Raw genomic sequence first — 18,306 nt, 5'->3', positions numbered from 1 at the left:
CATCACCACAACCAGTTTGGCACATCGATGCCGGGTGGGGGCCGTCCACACCATCATCCCGAGCGCAGCGAGGGATCTCCTGCGAATGACGCAAGGTGCGACCGGTCAAGGAGATCCCTCGCTGCGCTCGGGATGACAGACCGTTCAAGAGGAAGCGCCATGGCGACGCCGCCGACCTACGAAGTCCATGCCTGCAAGTACGCCCATCTGCCGCGCAAGGGCCATGAAGTGCAGATCATGGCTGATCCGCACGATGCCGATTATCCGATGGACTATTTCGTATGGGTGGCCATTCCGCTGGGCGAAGACGGGCGGCGCATGATCGGCGGCCGGCCCGTCGTGATCGATACCGGCTTCAGCGCCGAGGTCGCCGCCCGGCGCGGTCGCAAGATGCTGCGCGATCCGGCGACGACCCTGCGCGACCTCGGCGTCGAGCCCAACGACATCCAGGACGTGATCATCACGCATCTGCACTACGACCACGTCGGCGGCTGGGCGATGTTCCCCAACGCGCGGTATCATATCCAGGACAAGGAGATGAACTTCGTCACCGGCCGCCACATGAACAAGAAGACGTTCCGCCACGCCTACGAGGTCGAGGAGGTCGTGGCCATGGTGCGGGCGCTCTATGGCGATCGCGTCGTCTTCCATGACGGTGACGAGGACATCGCGCCCGGGCTCAGCGTGCACCATATCGGCGGCCACACTGCCGGCATCCAGGCGGTGCGGGTGTGGACGCGCAACGGCTGGCTGGTGCTGGCCTCCGATGCCAGTCATTACTACTGGGGCCTGCACGACGAGAAGCTGTTCTCGATCGTCTTCAGCGTCGCCGACATGCTGAGCGGCTACGACAAGCTGAAGGCGCTGGCCGGCGGCGACGTCGACATGGTGGTGCCGGGCCACGACGCCGAGGTGATGAAGCGCTACCCGGCATCGACACCGGAGCTGACGGGCTGGGCCGTGCGGCTGGATTGAGACGCTTCGTTCGAGGTGATCCCGCTGTCATCCCGAGCGCAGCGAGGGATCTTCTGAAAGTGACGCACGGGTGCGCCTGCATCGAAAGATCCCTCGCTGCGCTCGGGATGACAGCGGGGTTTGTAGCCGCGTGCGTTGATCGCGTCAGACCGTGCGCTCGAGGTGGTAGCCCTTCGCGGTGATCAGCCAGGCACCGTCGATCTTGTGGTAGGTGAGATAGTCGACAAACACGCTTTGGTTGATCCGCACGCGCACCTTGGCAAGCGCTTGGCCTGACGATGCGAGGTCCAGCAGCAGGATCTGCTCCTCGCGCGGCGCATCAAGCGACTGGGGCGACTGCCGCGCGGCGAGGATCTCCTTGTACTGCGCGGCCGGCCAGCACGTCATCTGGCCGTCGCGGAAGCCGTGCAGTTGCGCCGTCGTGCAGAAGACACGCTCGAACCGCGCGACATCGCAGTCGTACATGAGGTCGAGGTAGCGCTGGACGGCTTCAGTCAATTCTCGCAGGTCGCGCGACACGGGTCTCTCCATCGTTCAGGATTGGTCCAACAAGCGATAGCGGTTGGATGCCCCGGCCAGCAAGGATGCCGCCTGGCTCACCAGGCGCTCGACAACAGCCTGGGCGGGCGGGATGTCGCCGATCATATCCACCGCTTCGCCGGCAATCACGGCAGCGACGTCGAAGTCACCCGAGGTCCGCGCCTGGGCATAGCGATCGGCTTCCGCCTGCTGGTGCTGCAGCAACTCGGTTTCGCGACCGCGCCAGCGCTCGGAGAAGGCGTTTCGCAGGACGCGGCCGGTGTAAGGCGCAGGCCAGACATTGCGGCGCGCGAGATCGAACAGGATGCCGCGGATGGTGTCATCGCCGCTGGCCGATACGATGCGGTTCTTGGCGTCGGCATGGCCCGCCGCTTCTTGCGTGGCGTAGAAGCGCGTGCCGACCAGCACGCCGTCGGCGCCCAGCATCAGGGCCGCCGCCAGTCCGCGCCCATCGCCGATGCCGCCGGCGGCGACAACCGGGATATCCTTCGCGACATCGACGACAGCCGGCACGAGCGCCATCGTGCCGCGGGAGACGCCGTGGCCGCCGGCCTCGGCACCCTGCGCCACCAGGATATCGGCGCCATTCTGCGTTGCGTCCCGCGCCTGCGCGAGAGTCTGGACCTGACAGATCAGCAATGCGCCGGCCTGTTTGATCTTGCGCGCGTGCGACCCGACCTCTCCGAAGGAGAGCATGATGGCGGGCGGCCGGCGCTCCAGCACCAGGTCGAGCAGGCGCGGCTGGCGGGCGAGGCTCCAGGTGATGAAGCCGACGCCGACGCGCGCGACGCCGGCCGCATCCATTTCCCGCGCCAGCCAGGCCTCGTCGCCGTATCCGCCACCGATCAACCCAAACCCGCCGGCCCGGCTGACCGCCGCGGCCAGGCGGCCGTCCGCCACCAGATCCATCGGTGCCAGCAGGATCGGGTGCTCGACACCGAGCCGCTGCGTCAGGCGCGTCGCGATGGGCATGGCAAACTCCATCAGATGCGCACGGACGCTACGGGACTTCCGGCTGCCGCGGAAACAGTTTGAGGTGATGGCCCTTATCACGGTCACAGATCGCGCCGGCGTGCGATTGCGGCCCACGCCGGACCGCGATGACGTCGATGATCACCGCCAATACCAACGCGCCGGCGCCGAGTTCGAACAGCACGACATGGTTGCCGCTCATCTCGAACAGGAACGAGAACGCATAGGCGGCCGCCGCCTGACCCAGCGCGAACGCCGTCGTCGCCGTGCTCCACGCCGCCTCCCGGGTTTCGGCATCGGCGGCCAATTCCTGAATGCGGCCCAGCACCAGGGGAACGATTCCCGGCACGAAGGCACCCATGACCAGGCTCGAGGCGATCAAGCCGATGCTGCCGCCGGGCAGCACGGTCAGGCCCACGGCGGCGGCCTGGGCGCAGAACGCCATCCGCAGCGCCAGCCCGAAGCCGATGCGGTCGGCGAGGACACCGGCCAGCACCGGGCCCGCCGTCGCGCCGAGCCCGAACAGCACCCAGTACTGCGCGCCGGCGTCGACACCCTGGCCCAGCCCGCGGGCTACGAAATCGACGAGGAAGACCATGTGCGGCACCAGGCCGACGGCGTTCAGCGCGTACTCGACATAGAGCGCCTTCAGGGCGGCGGGGGTGCGCCGTCCGCGACGCCGTATCGGCGGGGCGCTGGTCGCCGCGGGTGCGTTCGGCCAACCGCGCCAGGCGATGACGGTGAAGGCCAGCGCCACCGTGCCGAGCACGCACCAGGTTTCGATGACGCCCCAGCGCAGCAGCAGCGGCACCAGCGTGCCCGAAGCCGCGATACCCAGTCCGACGCCGGCGAAGATGATGCCGCTGGCAACGCCACGGCGCTGCGGCGGGACGTGCGGCAGGACGGCGGACGCGGCCAGCACCATCAAGGCGCCGCCGGCCAGGCCCGACGCGAAGCGCCAGGCGAAGAACCACGGGAACGACAGCGGCGTGGCGCAGGCGAAGAACGATAGTGTCGCCAGGACCAGCATGGCGCGCAGCACGGTCGGCGCCGAGACTCGCGCCGCCAGATGCCGGGCCGCCAGGGCGCCGGCCAGATAGCCTGCCAGGTTGGCGGCCCCGAGATAGGCGGCCGCCGCTGGTGTGAACCAGCCGGCATCGATCAGGGCCGGCACCAGGGGCGTGTAGGCAAACCGCGACAGCCCGATGCCGACAAAGCTGGCGCTCAGCCCGGCCGAAACCGCGCCAGCCAAGGCCAAGCGATGGGAAATACGTGATTCTCCAGACATGACCCGGCCCTCCGGCAACGGGTCATATCTAGGAGCAGCGAATGATCATGAAAAATGGTTTGAAATGATTATTCTTATCGGAATCAAAGATATCTATTCAGCCGCCTGCAGCACTGGCGGCCGGACCTGCTCCAGGAAGGCGCTGAGCGCGCTCGACGCGTAGCTGTCACGCCGCCGGATGAACAGCGTCTCGACATGCGCCTCGGCGACCGGCAGCGCGTGCACGGCGATGCGATCGGCGTAACGCGATGTCGTGATCAGGGCGCGCGGCAGCAGGGTGGCGCCCAGCCCGGCGGCGACGCAGCCCAGGATGGCTTCGATGGTACCGAACTCGAGCAGACGGGCCCCGACGGCGCCACGCCGCGCCAGGACATCTTCCAGCCGCTGGCGATAGGAGCAGCCGGCGCGCAGCACCACGATCTTCAGGTCACCCTTGCCGATCAGTTCGTCCAGCGAGCGCACGGCGCGTGTCGTGGCCAGTACCAGTTCCTCACGGAACATGACCTCGCCCTGCAGCTCGGGGTGATCGATGGGACCGCACACCATCGCGCCTTCCAGCCGCCTTGCCGCCACCTGCTCGACCATTTCGCTGGTCGTGCCGGTGCGCAGCACCAGGTCGACCTCGGGCCAGGCTGCGGCATAGCGCGACAGCAGGGGCGACAGCCGCAGCGCCGCCGTGGTCTCCAGCGAGCCGATCACCAAGGGCCCGCGCGGCGTGCCGTCATCGGTGGCCGCGCGCCGGGCGTCGGCCAGCAGCTGCGCCAGCCGCTCGGCATAGGGCAGCAGGCGATGGCCGGCCGGGGTCAACGTCACGCCGCGGCTGTGGCGGTGGAACAGCGGCGTGCGCAGCTCGTCCTCCAGCAGGCGCACCCGCGCCGTGACGTTGGATTGCACGGTATTGAGCTCGGTGGCCGCGCGGTTCATGCCGCCCAGCCGCGCCACTGCCTCGAAAATCCTCAGGTCCGCCGCGTCCATGGGCGCCTCCTGGTCGGTATATCTGGAATAATGATATATCAATCGACCGGAAAGCGCATCAGGAGAACGGCGATGGGATCGGGCTACCTCTATCTCGGCATAGCCATCGTCTGCGAGGTGATCGCCACGTCGGCCCTGAAGGCCTCGGCCGAGTTCACGCGGCTGGTCCCATCGATCGTTGTCGTGGTCGGCTACGGGATCGCGTTCTACTTCCTGGCCCTGACCCTGCGGACGATCCCGGTGGGGATCGCCTATGCCATCTGGAGCGCCATCGGCATCGTGCTGATCGCGCTGGTGGGCTGGGTCTGGTTTCGCCAGGCCCTCGACCTGCCTGCGATCATCGGTCTGGCGCTGATCATCGCCGGCGTCGTCGTGGTGAACGTCTTCTCCAAGTCGGTACCGCACTGAGCTCCCGTCGCCGATCGCCGGAATATTCGGCCGTCTGCTTTGTTTAAGCAGGGGTAAGCAGATTGACGACCGGCCGTGCGGAGCAGGCCGCCGGTCTTGATCACCACGGGGACTGGATCATGAGCATCGCCGCCACATTCGCGGCGCCGGCATTGCCGCGCGCCAGTCGCATTCTTCTGCGCTCGGCACTGCGGCGGATCGCGCGGCCATGGGCTGCGCGCCGCACTGCCCGGCGGGCAGCACGGGCGCTCGACCAGGTGCCATATATGACACTGCGGGATATCGGGATGAGCCGCCCGCAGGTCTTCGTCGGCGTCCGTGGACGGCTGGGCGAGGACCGTATGTGAAGCGAGCGGCCGCCCTGTGAACGAAGCCATCATCGTGTGCACGAGCTTTGCTTTTGTAGGACGGCGTCCATTGATTCAGCATTGGCGGTTGTCGGCCAACGTCAGCCACGCCGCCAACGCATTCCCGCCGCATCGGCCTAGTCTCGCACGGCGCTCTTGAAGGCAGCAGACAGCGCGGCAAGGGCATCGCGCGGTCGGCCGGTCGCCATCCTTGTGTGCAGCATGATCGGCAAGCGTGGCAGTTCGGGGAGACCCAAACGGGGCCCGACGTCGACCGCGCCGAACGGCAACATGCGCCGGGCGAGTGCCGAAACGCCCAACCCGGCCATAACGGCCGCTGAGACCGCTGCGACGCCGCCACCCACGAAAACTTCCGCCCATGGCACGCCGGCTTCATCGAGAAGCCGTCCCGCCAGGACGCGCACGCCACAGGGCTCGGGCATCGTGGCGACCGGCAAGGGCTCGCCGGCGCGGTGCTGCCAGCCTTGCGCTGCAAACCAGCCAAACTTTTCGTCGGCCAGATACTCCCGTCTCTTCTGTCGTTGTGCAGCCGCACAATCACCGTATCGAGTTCGCGACGGTCGAAGCTGTGAAGCAAGTCGCCCGAAGATCCGATCCGGATTTCGATCACCAGATGCGGATCGTGCTTGTTCATCCGCGCGATCAGCGTGGGAAGCTCCGGCCCCGCAACATGATCGCTGATACCGATGGTGAGTCGCTGCCGGGTTCCGACAAAATCGGCGAACGCACGATCATGCGCCGCCAAAAGTTCCCGAGCGCGGTCGAGGAGGCCGCACCTTTTGTCGAAAGCTGCACGTACCGCGGCGTTCGCTCCAACAGCTGACAACCGAGCCTCTCTTCGAGCCTCTTCAACTTCAAGCTGACCGTCGACTGTGTCGTTTGCGTTGCTTCGGCCGCCCGCGTGAAGCTCCCCAACTCGGCAATACGGACGAAAGTCTGAACGGCATCCAGGTCCAGGGGGCGTCCATGACGATCTGGTGTTTATCCAGATCACTGCGAACAACACCCGTACACTCGAACAGAAGAAAGCGCTGTTTCGGCGGATCGCCGCGTTGCTGGGCGAGAACCCTGGACTTCGGCCGGAGGACGTATTCGTGAGCCTTGTCGAGGTAAAAAAAGAAAACTGGTCGTTGGGTCACGGCATGGCGCAGTACGCCTGAGGCGAGGACTCGCCGGACCAAACGCGATTCTTGTTGTTTCCCATAAGAGAATAATATATAGACATCGCCAACGCTGGCGCTACCTGTCGGGGCGCTGTCGGGGCGGATCTCCGGACGCTCGCGTGTGTGACTTTCTGGCCGTAACTGGCCGCATTCTGCCGGCGATTGGCCAAGAGTGGCGACGCCGAAAGAGCGAATAAAATCAACTAGATCCCGCCTTTCTGGCCGGATCTGCCCTTTCTGCCGCGCAGGGAGCGCAGGCATCGTGCCCACGCTCCCCGGCGCATTACTTCGCGCGCAGGAAGTCCGGCACGCGCAGCAGGATGAACTCGTTGTCGTCCTGCCTGCCGATCTGGCGACCGGACGAGTAGGGCAGGTTGTTGTCGTTGGCGACGATGATGTGGTCGGCATCGACCACCGCCACATCCTCGATGGTCACGAACGGGAAGGTGAACGTGCCGTCCTTGCCGCCGGCGCGCGCCAGCTTCTTGGGATCGGCGATGGCCATCAGGTCGATGAAGCCGATCTTCTTCACGAAGCCCTCGGCATCGGCCTGCTTGAGGTCGATCTTGTAGATGCGCTTGAACTTCGCCGGCACGTTCTGGCAGTCCGGTTTGGCCGGGCCGTTGCAGGCGGTGGTCGGATCGCCCTCGCCGTTGTCGCGCTCGATGATCAGGCCGGTATCGGCGTCGATCATGTTGAAGTCGCCGATGTTGTTGTCGTTCAGCTCCAGCCGGTATTTCCACGACCGGCCGGAGTATTCGCCCTTGGCCACGTCGAACTCCAGGATACGCAGGTACTCCCGGCCGTCCTTCGTCTCCCAGGCCTTGGCGGCGGCATCCCACAGCGGGCCTTCCAGCAGCGGGTAGAGGAACTTGCCGTCGACCGATGCAGCCATGCCTTCAAAGCCGCGCGAGCGGCGCACGTCGAAGGCGATCGGACCCGGTACGGCCGGCGTGGTGAGCGCATAATGGTCCGGCGAGCGCACGACCTTGCCCTCGACCTTGGTCTCGAAGAAGCCGGTCACCTTGCCGTCGAGATCGGTGCGCACCAGGTAGGGACCGAACTCGTCGCCGAACCACAGGCTGTCGCCGATCGGCTGGATCGACTCGATATCGAGATCGGCGCCCGTGAGATAGCGCTTGGGCGTGTGTTCGTTGACGATCACGAATGGCAGTTTGCGATCGGGATCATGCAGGAACTTGGTGGCGACACGATCGACCTTGCCGCCGGCCCAGTCGATCTTCAGTTCGTGGAACATCAGCATCGCGTCCGACGAGTTCGCCTTGCTGCCGAAGCCGTTGTCGGTCAGCACGATGAAGTTGCCGTTGGCCAGCTTCTTGATGCCGGAGAAGCCCTGCACGGGTTGACCCTTGAAGGGCAGCGACAGGCCGGTCTCGCGTGGCGCCGCCTTGTCCGACAGGAACGACGTGCCCTTGATCGAGCCGACCGTCTCGTTGCGGCCCTTGGCCGGCTCGGCGAAGCGGCCCGAGATCGCGAAGCTCTCCGGCGCGTCGGCCGGCGGCGGCACGAAGGTTGCGGCGGGCAGGACCGCGTGGCCGGCCAGTTCCGCCGGATAGTCCTTGGCATGGCCGGACACGGCCGTCAGCGCCGTGGCCAGCACGAGCGCTCCCATCATCGAAACGTGGCGCAGCCTCATTCTCCCCCTCCACCTGATCGAGACATGCGCGATGTAGAAAGAGCCTGTGACGGGCCCATGACAGGGCCGTGGCGGAACGACAACGCACCCGTGGATAGGCTGCGGCCGGCACCGGTGTACACTCGGGCGCGCCGTCATTCCGAGCGAAGCGAGGAATCTTGAGCTGTCTGTGGACGGTTCATGGCGCAAGATCCCTCGCTCCGCTCGGGATGACCCTCGCCATCAAGGGAGCATTGCCATGACCATCCAGGACGCCCGCGGCCTTGCCATGACCGGCGCCGATGCCGCCGCCGCAGACGGTTTCGAAACGGCGCTGGATGAATTCCAGTGCTATGTCGGCAACCCTGTCGGTACCATCGAGGGTGTGCTGGAAGCCCGGCCCGACTTTGCCATGGGGCATCTGCTGCGGGGCTATCTCTATGCCTCGAGCCTCGAAGGGCCTGCTCTCGCCGAGGCCGGCAAGGCACTGGATCGCCTGCAGGCGTTGCCGGTCGACGCGCGCGAAGCCCAGCATCGTCAGGCGCTCGACGCCGTCGTGTCGGGCGCCTACGAGCGTGCGGCGCTGTCATGGGAAGCGCTTCTGGTCGATCACCCGCGCGACATCGTGGCGCTGCAGATCGCGCACCTCTTCGACTTTCTGCGCGGCGATGCCCGCAATCTGCGCGACCGCATTGCGCGGCGTCTGCATGCCTGGACCCCGGCGGATCCCGGCTACCACGCGGTCGTCGGTATGCACGCGTTCGGTCTGGAGGAAATGGGCGAGTACGATCGCGCCGAAGAGCGCGGCCGGGAAGCGGTGGCGCTCAATCGGCGCGACGGCTGGGGCTATCACGCCGTGGCCCATGTGCTGGAGATGCGCAACCAGCCGGAGGAGGGCATCCGCTGGCTGTCGTCGACCAGTGCGCACTGGGCCCAGGACTCGTTCTTCGACATCCACAACTGGTGGCATCTCGCGCTCTATCATCTCGAGCTCGACCAGATTGACGAGGTGATGCGTCTCTATGACGGGCCGATCCGCGGCGAACGCTCGGCCGTCGCGATCGACCTGATCGATGGCGCCGCGATGCTGTGGCGCCTGATGCTGCGCGGACACGACGTCGGTGACCGCTGGCAGGAGCTCGCCGACGCCTGGACGGCGATGATCGACGATGGCGTCTACGCCTTCAACGATGTGCATGCGCTGATGGCGTTCGTGGGCGTTGGCGATCAGGCGCGCATCGATCGGCAGCTGGCGTCGCTGCGCCGCAGCGCCGATGGCGACGGCGATATCAGCAACCGCGCCATGGCGCGCGAGGTCGGCATTCCGGTGGCCGAGGCCCTCGTCGCCTTCGGCCGCGGCCGCTACCAGGACGTGATCGACCGCCTGCAGGCGCTGCGCCCGATCGCGCATCGCTTCGGCGGCAGTCACGCGCAGCGCGACCTGCTCGATCTGACGTTGATCGAGGCCGCCCGGCGTGCCGGTGCGCGAAACCTGCTCGCCGCGCTGGCGAGTGAACGCAACATCAGCCGGCCGCGCTCGCCGCTGGCCCAGCGCTATACCGCCGCCGCCAGAGCCTGAAGGCTCCCCGCATGGTGCAGGGCTGGCATCGCATAAGCCGGGGTGCTGGAACGAGGCCTGCCCCCTATGGTGGCCGCACGCTGTGGCGCAAACGATGAAGGCGCGCGGCGGGGAGGGACATGATGGCAGGGCCTTTGGCAGGTGTGCGCATTCTGGATTGTACGTCGGTCGTGCTCGGACCGTGGGCTGCCCAGCAACTGGGCGATCTCGGCGCCGACATCATCAAGATCGAGTCGCCGGAGGGCGACACCACACGCCAGCTGGGTCCGCGCCGCAACAAGAACATGGCGGCCTTCTTCCTGGGCTGCAACCGCAACAAGCGCAGCATCGTGCTCGACCTCAAGAAGGAGGACGGCCGCGCCGCCCTGTTCCGGATGGCCAAGACCGCCGACGTGCTGATGCACAACTACCGGCCCGAGCCGGCGGCGCGACTGGGCGTACCCTATGAGGCGTTCGAGAAGATCAACAAGCGGCTGATCTACATCGCGACCTACGGCTATCGCGCCGACGGACCGATGGGGCCCAAGGCCGCCTATGACGACATCATCCAGGCCGGTTCCGGTCTGGCGTCGCTGCAGACGGTGGTGGCCGGCGCGCCGCGCTTCCTGCCGACGATCGTGGCCGACAAGACCAGCTCGAACGCCGTGGTGGCGGCCGTGCTGGCGGCGCTCTACGAGCGCGAGAAATCAGGCCTCGGGCAGTCGGTCGAAGTGCCGATGTTCGAGAGCCTGGTGTCCTACGTCATGGTCGAGCATCTCTACGGCGAAACCTTCCTGCCGCCGATCGACACCGCCGGCTACAAGCGGGTGCTCAACAAGGAACGGCGGCCCTATCCGTCGAAGGACGGCTTCTTTGCCTTGCTGCCCTACAACGACGCCAACTGGCGCGAGTTCTGCGACCTCGTCGCCCGCCCCGACATCATGGCCGATCCGCGCTTCCAGTCGCTGGAAGCGCGCCTCACCAACGTCGAGGTGGTCTACGCCACCCTGGCCGAGATCTGCGCCACGCGCACCAACGCCGAATGGGTGGCGTTGCTGAAGAATTCCAACGTGCCGCACGGACCGGTGAACACGCTGGAAGACCTGTTCGTCGATCCGCAGCTGCAGGCCACCGGCTTCTGGAAAGAGGTCGAGCACCCCACCGAGGGCAAGCTGCGCATGCCCGACATCCCGCCGCGCTTCAGCCGGACGCCCGGCGCCGTCCGCCATCTGCAGCCGCGCCTGGGTGAACACAGCGTCGAAATCCTGCGCGAGTCGGGTTTCGCCCAGGGCGAAATCGACGCCATGCTGAAAAGCGGCGCCACCCGCGACGGCCGTTGAGATCCTGGGAGCGCGGGCGTCCACGCCCGCATCTTTCGCATGATATGAGCGGGCCAGAGGCCCGCGCTCCCAGGGAGCACCTCCCCACTGCGTGGGGAGGAAGAGTTGGGCTAAACTCAGCCTCCGAACCCGGAGGCTGCGATGACCCTCACCGCCGTCGAGGCTGCGCCCAAGGCCGAGCTGCATATCCATCTCGAAGGCTCGCTGGAGCCGGACATGCTGCTGGCGCTGGCGGCACGCAACAAGGTCGCCATTCCCTACAAGACGGCCGACGAGCTGCGCGCCGCGTACGATTTCGCCAACCTGCAGGAGTTCCTCGAACTCTACTGGGCCGGCCAGAGCGTGCTGCTGACCGAGCGCGATTTCTATGATCTGACGCACGCCTATCTGGCGCGCGCCCATCGCGACAACGTGGTGCATGTCGAGGCCTACCTGCTGCCGCAGGGTCATACGCCCCGCGGCGTGCCGTTCGCGGCGGTGCTCGACGGCGCGCTGGCGGCGTTCGACGATGCGCGCCACGCCTTCGGAATCACCGGCGGCATCATCCTGGGTCTGAACCGGCACGCGACGCAGGACGATGCTCTGGACGTACTGCGGGCAGCGACGCCCTATCGCGACCGGATCCTGGCGCTGGGCCTGGAAGGGCCGGAGAAGGGCAACCCGCCGTCGAAGTTCACCCGCGTCTATGACCAGGCCCGGGACTGGGGCTGGCACCTGACGGCGCACGCCGGCGAGGAAGGCCCGCCGGAATACATCGTCGAAGCGCTCGACGTGCTGAAGGTCGCGCGGATCGATCACGGCGTGCGCTGCGATCAGTCGCCGGATCTGGTGCGGCGCCTGGCCGATCAGCGCATGCCGCTCACCGTCTGCCCGCTGTCCAACGTGATGCTGAAAGTGTTCCCGGCCCTGGCGCAGCACAATCTGCGCCGCCTGCTGCAGGCCGGCCTCTGCGTGACGGTGAACTCCGACGACCCGCCCTATTTCGGCGGCTACGTGAACGCCAACTACACGCAAAGCGCCACTGCGCTGGGTCTTACCGAAATCGAACAACAGCAGCTCGTGCGCAACGGCTTCGTCGCGGCCTTCATCGACGACGACCTGCGCGCGCGCTATCTGCGGGATCTCGACGCGGCCTGGCCGCAGGGTAAGGCCTGATCGCGATGACTTTCCGGTGGCCGGCAGTCGCGTGATCTGCCGTTGTCCTGGCAACCTTGGGCGGAACCGTACGTTGCCTGACGCGGGACTGATGGTCCCTCAACGTCAGGAGGCAACCATGTTGAAAGGGCTCAGCGCGGCCCTGTTGGCCTGCGCCTTGGTCGGCGGCTGCACCTTTCGCGAGAGCAGGACTGTCGTCGTGCCGGCAACGAGCGAGGACAACGCCTGCACCAGCTACGGATTCACGCGCGGCACCTCGGCTTACGAGACGTGCGTTGCCCGCGAAGCCGACGCCCGGCGTCGCGGCCGCGTCGCCCGCGACTATGCCGAATCAACGCTGGTTTCGGATTCGCAAAACGCCTGCATCTCCTATGGCCTGACGCCGGGCACCGATCGCTACGAGCGGTGTGTGCGCTACGAAGTCGACGCCCGCCGGTACCGGTAGGCGCCGTCAGTTCGCAACACCCAGCGGATGGTGGCACGCCGCCAGCTGTCCCGGGCTGATCTCGCGCAACGCCGGCACCTGATCGGCGCAGCGCTGGTCGGCCCGCGGGCAGCGCGTGCGGAAGCGACAACCCGACGGCGGCGCGATCGGCGACGGGGGTTCGCCGATCGGCACATTCGCGGCCGGTTTGACCGACGGGTCGGGTACCGGGATCGCGTCCAGCAGCAGTGCCGTATAGGGATGCGCCGGGTGGGTGAAGATCTGCTCGGTCGGACCGATCTCGCACAGGCGCCCCAGGTACATCACGGCGATGCGGTCGCTGACCGCCTTCACCACCGCCAGGTCGTGGGCGATGAACAGCAAGGTGAGCCCGTAGCGGCGCTTCATATCCTCCAGCAGGTTCAGGATCTGGGCGCGGATCGACACGTCGAGCGCCGACACCGGCTCGTCGCAGATCACCAGCTCGGGCTCGAGGATGAGGGCGCGCGCGATACAGATGCGCTGGCACTGGCCGCCGGAGAATTCGTGCGGCAGGCGGCTCATGGTCAGATCAGGATCGAGGCCGACCGCCGTCAGCACCGCCCGCACTCGCAGGTCGCGCTCGTCGCGATCGGTGACACCGGTGATCACCAGCGGCTCGGCGACAATGTCGCCGATGCGCCGCCGCGGATTGAGCGAGGCGATCGGGTCCTGGAAAATGAGCTGCAGTCGCCGGCGCATCCGGCGCAACGCCTCGCCTTCGAGCTTCGTGAGATCGATGCCGTCGAACGTCACGGTGCCGGCTGTCGGACGCCGCAGTTGAAGTACGGCGCGGCCCAACGTCGACTTTCCGCAACCCGACTCGCCTACCAGGCCCAGGGTTTCGCCGCGATCGACATGCAGACTCACATCGCTGACGGCATAGACGGTCTTGTTGCCGACGGGGTACTCGACGACGAGGTTCTCCACCGCCAGCAGTGTGCCATTGTCCGAGGCTGCCATCATGCCCTCGCCACCGCGGCGGGCTGTAGCGGATGCCAGCAGGCATATTGGCCGCCAATGTGATCGGCCGTGTCCAGCGGTGGCTTGGCGGCCTGGCAGCGATCGTCGGCACGGCTACAACGCGGCGCGAACGAGCAACCCCGCAGCGGCCGGGTTGGATCGGGCGGCCGGCCGGCGATCGCCGGCAACGCCGTGTGCGGCGGCGAGTCGAGCTTGGGGATCGCCGCCAGCAGCGCCGCCGTGTAGGGCATGCGCATGTGAGAGAACAGTGTCGTCGTCGGTGCGCGCTCCACGACGCGGCCGGCGTACATCACCGCCACTTCATCGGTGCGGCCGGCGACGACGCCCAGATCATGGGTGATCAGGATCATCGCCATGTGGCGGCGCTGCTGTTCGCGCGCCAGCAGATCGAGAATCTGGGCCTGCACCGTAACGTCGAGCGCCGTGGTCGGCTCGTCGGCAATCAGCAGCTTGGGCTCGCAGGAGAGCGCGATGGCAATCGCCACCCGCTGGCGCATGCCGCCGGACAGTTGGTGCGGATACTGCCGCAGCCGCTGCTCGGGCGCCGGGATGCCCACGGCCGCCAACAGCTCGATCCCGCGCTTGGCGGCCGCCGGCGCCGCCATGCCCATGTGCGCCTGCAGGGTCTCGATGAGCTGGGTGCCGATCGTCAGCACCGGGTTCAGCGACGTCATCGGGTTTTGAAACACGACGGCGAGCGACGGTCCGCGCAATCGCCGCAGCGCCTCGGGCGACAGCTGCACCATGTCCTGGCCATCGAACATGATGCGGCCGCTGAGCGCCGCCTTCTTGGGCAGCAGCTGCAGGATGGCACGCGACAGCATGGTCTTGCCGCAACCCGATTCGCCCACGACGCCTAGGGTACGGCCGGCCGCCACCTCGAGATCGACCTTGTCGACAGCGAGCAGCTGCCCACGCGGTGTCGGCAGCTCGACCGACACGCCCTCGACGGAGAGCAGCGGTGGGTTGGTCATCGGATGCGCCCCCTGGGAGCGCGGGCCTCTGGCCCGCATCGGCGCGTAGCGCCGACGCATGAGCGGGCGGGACGCCCGCGCTCCCAGGAGGGAGAAACCGCCGCAGCCATCACAACGCCCCCGGTCGCGGGTCGGTGAGTGCCCGCAGCGTATCGCCCACGATGTTGAAGGCCAGCACCGTGATGAACATCGTGCCTGCCGGCAGGAAGGCGAGCCATGGCGCGATGTCGAGGCTTTCGCGGCCTTCGGCGATCATGCTGCCCCAACTCGGCGCCGGCGGCGGCACGCCCAGTCCCAGGAAGCTCAGCGCACCCTCGACAACGATGGTGACGGCGACCCCCAGCAGGAAGAAGGCGACCAGCGGCAGCGAGACATTGGGCAGCAGCTCGCGCAGCAGGATGCGGCTGTGCGTGGCGCCGAGCGCGCGCGCGGCGACAACGAACTCGCGCTCACTGAGCGACAGGGTGACGGCCCGGGCGACGCGCGTGAAGGCGGGGATGCTCAGCACGCCGATCACGAGGGTGATGTTCAGGACCGTTTGCCCGAGATAGGCGAGGACGGCGAGCAGGAAGACCAGCGGCGGGAAGGCCAGCAGCACGTCGACACCGCCGACGGTGAACGTCTCGAGCCGGCCGCGGAAGTAGCCCGCCAGCATGCCCAGCGCGCCGCCCACCGTGACGCCGATCACCGACGACAGCAGCCCGACCGTGAGCGAGACGCGCGCGCCGTAGATCAGGCGGGAAAGCATGTCGCGGCCGAGACTGTCGGTACCCAGCCAATGCGCGGCGCTGGGTGGCGCGCGCTTGCCGAGCATGTCCATGTCGGTCGGGCTGGCGATGGGCAGAAACGCGGCAAACACCGCCGCCAGGCCGATCAGCAGGATCCAGGCGACGGCGCAGAGGAAGAGGCCGCCCAGCTTGCGACGCTTGGCGACAGGCGCAACCAGCGCGGTGTCGTCATCGATCTCAAGCACGGCCATGGCGGATCCTCGGATCGAGTACGCCGTAGAGCATGTCGACGATGAAGTTCACGATCACGAAGCCCGCGGCCACGAACAGCACCACGCCCTGCAGGATGATGAAATCGCGGGCGTAGATGGCGCCCACCAGCAGGCGACCGATGCCGGGCAGTGCGAAGATTGTCTCGACGATCAGGGCGCCGCCGATCAGCCGGCCGATGTTGATGCCGGTGATGGTGACCAGGGTGAGCGACGAGGGCTTCAGCGCATGGACCAGCAGGATGCGCGCCGGCCGCAGCCCCTTGGCCTTGGCCATGGCGATGTAGTCCTCCTGCAGGGTGGCGATCATGTCGGAGCGCAGCACCCGCATCAGCGACGGCCATTCCGCGAAGGCGAGCGTCAGCGCCGGCAACACGAAGCTGCGCAGATTGCCGACCGGATCCTCGCTGAACGGCACCCAGCCGGTCGCGGGCAGCCAGTTGAACTGCACGGCAAACAGGAAGATCAGCAGGATCGCCACCATGAATGACGGCAGCGACAGGTTGGCGAAGGCGAAGCCGGTGAAGAAACGATCGATCGCGCTGCCGTTCTTCACCGCGCACAGGATGGCGAGCGGAATGCCGATCAAAAGCCCCATGATCTCGGCCATGATCATGAGCTCGATCGACACCGGCAGGCGATCCAGCACGGCGTCGAGCACCAGCTCGCCGGTGCGGAACGATCGGCCGAGGTCGCCCTGCAGGACGTCCCACAGCCAGTGCAGGTAGCGCTGCCAGATCGGCAGGTCGAGCCCCATCTTGGCGCGCAGCGCGGCGAGCTTCTCCGGCGTCGCCTGGTCGCCCAGGATGGCGTAGGCGAGGTCGCCCGGCAGCAGCGAGGCGATCAGGAAGGTGAGCAGGCTGACGGCAAGCAGGACCGGCAGCAGGTAGAGCAGCCGCCGGCCGACAAAACGGGCCATGCCTAATCTAACCACGCGTTGGACACGTCGATCACGCCGCCATACAGCTTCGGCACGCCCTTCACCTTGGCCTTGGCCATCGCGTAATACGTATTCTGGAAGGTCCAGAACCAGATGGCCTCCTGGTTGATGATCCGGCTGATGGCGCAGTAGTCCTCGGTGCGCTTGGCCTCATCCGGCGTGACCCGGGCGCGCTGGAGCAGCTTGTCGAGCTCGGGGTTCGAGTAGTTGGCGAGCGCCACCGGGCTGCCGGTGTGGAAGTTGGCGAACATCTGTACATCGGGATCCGGGAAATCGACGATCCGCCAGCCGATGACGTCGAACTTGCGCTGGAAGGCGCGCGGCGGGAAGGTCGACTGGTCGACCATCTCGATCTCCATCTCGGCGCCGACCTGCTTCCACAGCTGCTGGTACACTTGGGCCGCGGCCCGGCCGCGCGGAGTCGCGGTGAACAGCATCTTGAAGGCGACCGGCTTGCCGTATTCCTTGATCAGTTCCGCCGCCTTCTTGGGATCCTCGGGCAGGGCGCCGTCATCCTTGCATTTGACCCACGAGCCGTCGCCGTAGGGATTGCTGGCCGGACGGGCCAGCCCGTTGGTCAGCGCCTGCGACATTTTCTTGCGGTCGAGCGCCATGACCAAGGCGCGGCGCACGCGAACGTCATCGAGCGGCGGGACCTTGGTGTTGATGGCGTTCACGGCCGCGCCCGAACCGGCATAGGTGAGCACCTGCAGGGTCTTGTCGTTGCGGGCGCGCATGATGTTGTCGGCTTCGGCCTCGTCGGCCCACACCACGTCGGTCTCGCCCGACTTCAGGCTGGCAAAACGTGACTGCGCATCGGGCAGCGGCCGCAGCACGACGCGGTCGAGGTATGGGCGCGCCTTGTCCCAGTAGTTGGGATTGCGCTCCACGACCAGGCGATCGCCCGCCGTCCACGATTTCAGCACGAACGGCCCGGTGCCGACGGGATTGCGGTTGTAGTCGTCGCCCTTGGCCTGGATCGCCGTCGGCGAATGGACCGTCTGGTTCTGGTCCGGGCGCGTGAGCAGGGCGGGGAAATTCACCGCCGGGTCCTTGAGGGTGTAGACGACCGTCAAGTCGTCCTTGGCATCGATGCTCACGATGTTGGAGATGTAGAACGCGCAGCGGCAGTTGTTCTTGGGATCCTTCTGGCGCTCCAGGTTCCATTTCACCGCCTGGGCGTTGAACGGCGTGCCGTCGTGGAACTTGACGTCGGGCCTGAGCTTGAAGGTCCAGGTCCTGAAGTCCTCGGAGCTGGACCACGAGAGCGCGAGACTGGGCTTGGGTTTGCCGTTGTCGTCGAGGCTGACGAGCGTCTCCAGCATCAGGGTGGCCGCGATGTTGGCCGCCGTGTCGTAAACGCCGACCTTCAGCGGATCGAAGCCAGGGATGTCAAGCTCCAGCCCAACCGTGAGCGAGCCGCCTTTCTTCTGCGCTGCCGCCGGCGCGGCCGCGACCGCCGCCGCCAAGGCCAGCGAACACGCGATGGAACCGAGACGCAATCCAGACCGGGTCATGACGTTTTTCCTCCAGAACTTGCGGCGTTCGATGCGCTGCTTGGGCGGTACTG

General features: G+C 66.8%; 17 protein-coding genes and 2 pseudogenes. 8 read left to right on the top strand and 11 right to left on the bottom strand.

The annotated features are described in order from the left end of the window. Positions 1 to 159: 159 nt before the first annotated feature. A complete protein-coding gene (locus tag FQU96_RS30835; RefSeq protein WP_218574945.1) occupies positions 160 to 975 on the top strand; it encodes an N-acyl homoserine lactonase family protein in 816 nt (271 codons plus the stop codon). A gap of 144 nt (positions 976 to 1,119) precedes the next feature. On the opposite strand, the gene FQU96_RS30830 is transcribed toward FQU96_RS30835, so the two are convergent. The 4 genes from FQU96_RS30830 to FQU96_RS30815 form a co-directional block, all read right to left on the bottom strand. Beyond that, a complete protein-coding gene (locus FQU96_RS30830) occupies positions 1,120 to 1,494 on the bottom strand; it encodes a nuclear transport factor 2 family protein (RefSeq protein ID WP_255468638.1) in 375 nt (124 codons plus the stop codon). Between the two features lie 15 nt (positions 1,495 to 1,509). Next, positions 1,510 to 2,487 carry a nitronate monooxygenase family protein gene (locus FQU96_RS30825; RefSeq protein ID WP_146545211.1) on the bottom strand — a complete coding sequence of 326 codons (978 nt, stop codon included), beginning with the start codon at positions 2,485 to 2,487 and terminating at the stop codon, positions 1,510 to 1,512. 28 nt (positions 2,488 to 2,515) lie between these two features. Beyond that, entirely contained in the window at positions 2,516 to 3,775 is a 1,260-nt protein-coding gene (locus tag FQU96_RS30820; protein ID WP_146545210.1) for a YbfB/YjiJ family MFS transporter, read from the bottom strand. 93 nt (positions 3,776 to 3,868) lie between these two features. After that, the gene (locus FQU96_RS30815) at positions 3,869 to 4,750 is read right to left on the bottom strand and encodes a LysR family transcriptional regulator (protein WP_146545209.1); all 882 of its coding nucleotides are present in this window, start codon (positions 4,748 to 4,750) and stop codon (positions 3,869 to 3,871) included. Between the two features lie 72 nt (positions 4,751 to 4,822). On the opposite strand from FQU96_RS30815, the gene FQU96_RS30810 reads away from it, so the two are divergent. Both FQU96_RS30810 and FQU96_RS30805 read left to right on the top strand, forming a co-directional pair. Continuing rightward, a complete protein-coding gene (locus tag FQU96_RS30810; RefSeq protein ID WP_146545208.1) occupies positions 4,823 to 5,158 on the top strand; it encodes a multidrug efflux SMR transporter in 336 nt (111 codons plus the stop codon). Between the two features lie 119 nt (positions 5,159 to 5,277). After that, the gene (locus FQU96_RS30805) at positions 5,278 to 5,505 is read left to right on the top strand and encodes a hypothetical protein (protein ID WP_146545207.1); all 228 of its coding nucleotides are present in this window, start codon (positions 5,278 to 5,280) and stop codon (positions 5,503 to 5,505) included. 137 nt (positions 5,506 to 5,642) lie between these two features. On the opposite strand, the pseudogene FQU96_RS30800 reads toward FQU96_RS30805, so the two are convergent. Then, positions 5,643 to 6,483, bottom strand: a pseudogene (locus FQU96_RS30800) (LysR family transcriptional regulator). Positions 6,484 to 6,494: 11 nt separating this feature from the next. Here FQU96_RS30800 and FQU96_RS30795 point away from each other — a divergent pair. After that, positions 6,495 to 6,686, top strand: a pseudogene (locus FQU96_RS30795) (tautomerase family protein); the annotation flags it as partial. A gap of 286 nt (positions 6,687 to 6,972) precedes the next feature. Here FQU96_RS30795 and FQU96_RS30790 read toward each other — a convergent pair. Continuing rightward, positions 6,973 to 8,346, bottom strand: a complete 1,374-nt coding sequence (locus tag FQU96_RS30790; protein ID WP_146545206.1) for an esterase-like activity of phytase family protein — start codon at positions 8,344 to 8,346, stop codon at positions 6,973 to 6,975. 238 nt (positions 8,347 to 8,584) lie between these two features. Here FQU96_RS30790 and FQU96_RS30785 point away from each other — a divergent pair, with 238 nt between their 5' ends. From FQU96_RS30785 to FQU96_RS30770, 4 genes are all read left to right on the top strand, one after another. Beyond that, positions 8,585 to 9,904 (top strand): tetratricopeptide repeat protein, encoded by a 1,320-nt coding sequence (locus FQU96_RS30785; RefSeq protein ID WP_146545205.1) that lies wholly within the window; start codon positions 8,585 to 8,587, stop codon positions 9,902 to 9,904. A gap of 122 nt (positions 9,905 to 10,026) precedes the next feature. Next, complete coding sequence (locus FQU96_RS30780) at positions 10,027 to 11,223, top strand: CaiB/BaiF CoA-transferase family protein (protein ID WP_178130805.1); 1,197 nt, start codon at positions 10,027 to 10,029, stop codon at positions 11,221 to 11,223. A 141-nt stretch (positions 11,224 to 11,364) separates the two neighbouring features. Next, on the top strand, positions 11,365 to 12,378 hold the full coding sequence (locus tag FQU96_RS30775; protein ID WP_146545203.1) for an adenosine deaminase: 1,014 nt from the start codon (positions 11,365 to 11,367) through the stop codon (positions 12,376 to 12,378). Positions 12,379 to 12,496: 118 nt separating this feature from the next. Continuing rightward, on the top strand, positions 12,497 to 12,823 hold the full coding sequence (locus FQU96_RS30770) for a hypothetical protein (RefSeq protein WP_146545202.1): 327 nt from the start codon (positions 12,497 to 12,499) through the stop codon (positions 12,821 to 12,823). 6 nt (positions 12,824 to 12,829) lie between these two features. On the opposite strand, the gene FQU96_RS30765 is transcribed toward FQU96_RS30770, so the two are convergent. The 5 genes from FQU96_RS30765 to FQU96_RS30745 all read right to left on the bottom strand — a co-directional run bounded on the left by FQU96_RS30765 (position 12,830) and on the right by FQU96_RS30745 (position 18,253). Then, complete coding sequence (locus tag FQU96_RS30765; RefSeq protein ID WP_370461491.1) at positions 12,830 to 13,804, bottom strand: ABC transporter ATP-binding protein; 975 nt, start codon at positions 13,802 to 13,804, stop codon at positions 12,830 to 12,832. After that, the gene (locus FQU96_RS30760; protein WP_146545200.1) at positions 13,804 to 14,799 is read right to left on the bottom strand and encodes an ABC transporter ATP-binding protein; all 996 of its coding nucleotides are present in this window, start codon (positions 14,797 to 14,799) and stop codon (positions 13,804 to 13,806) included. The genes FQU96_RS30765 and FQU96_RS30760 overlap by 1 nt, the downstream gene beginning before the upstream one ends. Before the next feature lie 109 nt (positions 14,800 to 14,908). After that, on the bottom strand, positions 14,909 to 15,778 hold the full coding sequence (locus tag FQU96_RS30755) for an ABC transporter permease (RefSeq protein ID WP_146545199.1): 870 nt from the start codon (positions 15,776 to 15,778) through the stop codon (positions 14,909 to 14,911). Then, on the bottom strand, positions 15,765 to 16,715 hold the full coding sequence (locus FQU96_RS30750; protein WP_146545198.1) for an ABC transporter permease: 951 nt from the start codon (positions 16,713 to 16,715) through the stop codon (positions 15,765 to 15,767). The genes FQU96_RS30755 and FQU96_RS30750 overlap by 14 nt, the downstream gene beginning before the upstream one ends. Before the next feature lie 2 nt (positions 16,716 to 16,717). After that, positions 16,718 to 18,253, bottom strand: a complete 1,536-nt coding sequence (locus FQU96_RS30745) for an ABC transporter substrate-binding protein (RefSeq protein ID WP_146545197.1) — start codon at positions 18,251 to 18,253, stop codon at positions 16,718 to 16,720. Positions 18,254 to 18,306: the final 53 nt, after the last annotated feature.

Source organism: Reyranella sp. CPCC 100927 (assembly GCF_007859315.1).
GTDB lineage: Bacteria > Pseudomonadota > Alphaproteobacteria > Reyranellales > Reyranellaceae > Vineibacter.
This window is presented reverse-complemented; position numbering and strand designations above follow the sequence as displayed.

Bases quoted from the DNA above. Each gene is read 5' to 3' on its own strand.
- FQU96_RS30835 (WP_218574945.1), top strand. From the start codon at position 160: ATGGCGACGCCGCCGACCTACGAAGTCCATGCCTGCAAGTACGCCCAT.
- FQU96_RS30825 (WP_146545211.1), bottom strand. From the start codon at position 2,487: ATGCCCATCGCGACGCGCCTGACGCAGCGGCTCGGTGTCGAGCACCCG.
- FQU96_RS30820 (WP_146545210.1), bottom strand. From the start codon at position 3,775: ATGTCTGGAGAATCACGTATTTCCCATCGCTTGGCCTTGGCTGGCGCG.
- FQU96_RS30815 (WP_146545209.1), bottom strand. From the start codon at position 4,750: ATGGACGCGGCGGACCTGAGGATTTTCGAGGCAGTGGCGCGGCTGGGC.
- FQU96_RS30810 (WP_146545208.1), top strand. From the start codon at position 4,823: ATGGGATCGGGCTACCTCTATCTCGGCATAGCCATCGTCTGCGAGGTG.
- FQU96_RS30805 (WP_146545207.1), top strand. From the start codon at position 5,278: ATGAGCATCGCCGCCACATTCGCGGCGCCGGCATTGCCGCGCGCCAGT.
- FQU96_RS30790 (WP_146545206.1), bottom strand. From the start codon at position 8,346: ATGAGGCTGCGCCACGTTTCGATGATGGGAGCGCTCGTGCTGGCCACG.
- FQU96_RS30785 (WP_146545205.1), top strand. From the start codon at position 8,585: ATGACCATCCAGGACGCCCGCGGCCTTGCCATGACCGGCGCCGATGCC.
- FQU96_RS30780 (WP_178130805.1), top strand. From the start codon at position 10,027: ATGGCAGGGCCTTTGGCAGGTGTGCGCATTCTGGATTGTACGTCGGTC.
- FQU96_RS30775 (WP_146545203.1), top strand. From the start codon at position 11,365: ATGACCCTCACCGCCGTCGAGGCTGCGCCCAAGGCCGAGCTGCATATC.
- FQU96_RS30770 (WP_146545202.1), top strand. From the start codon at position 12,497: ATGTTGAAAGGGCTCAGCGCGGCCCTGTTGGCCTGCGCCTTGGTCGGC.
- FQU96_RS30765 (WP_370461491.1), bottom strand. From the start codon at position 13,804: ATGGCAGCCTCGGACAATGGCACACTGCTGGCGGTGGAGAACCTCGTC.
- FQU96_RS30760 (WP_146545200.1), bottom strand. From the start codon at position 14,799: ATGACCAACCCACCGCTGCTCTCCGTCGAGGGCGTGTCGGTCGAGCTG.
- FQU96_RS30755 (WP_146545199.1), bottom strand. From the start codon at position 15,778: ATGGCCGTGCTTGAGATCGATGACGACACCGCGCTGGTTGCGCCTGTC.
- FQU96_RS30750 (WP_146545198.1), bottom strand. From the start codon at position 16,715: ATGGCCCGTTTTGTCGGCCGGCGGCTGCTCTACCTGCTGCCGGTCCTG.
- FQU96_RS30745 (WP_146545197.1), bottom strand. From the start codon at position 18,253: ATGACCCGGTCTGGATTGCGTCTCGGTTCCATCGCGTGTTCGCTGGCC.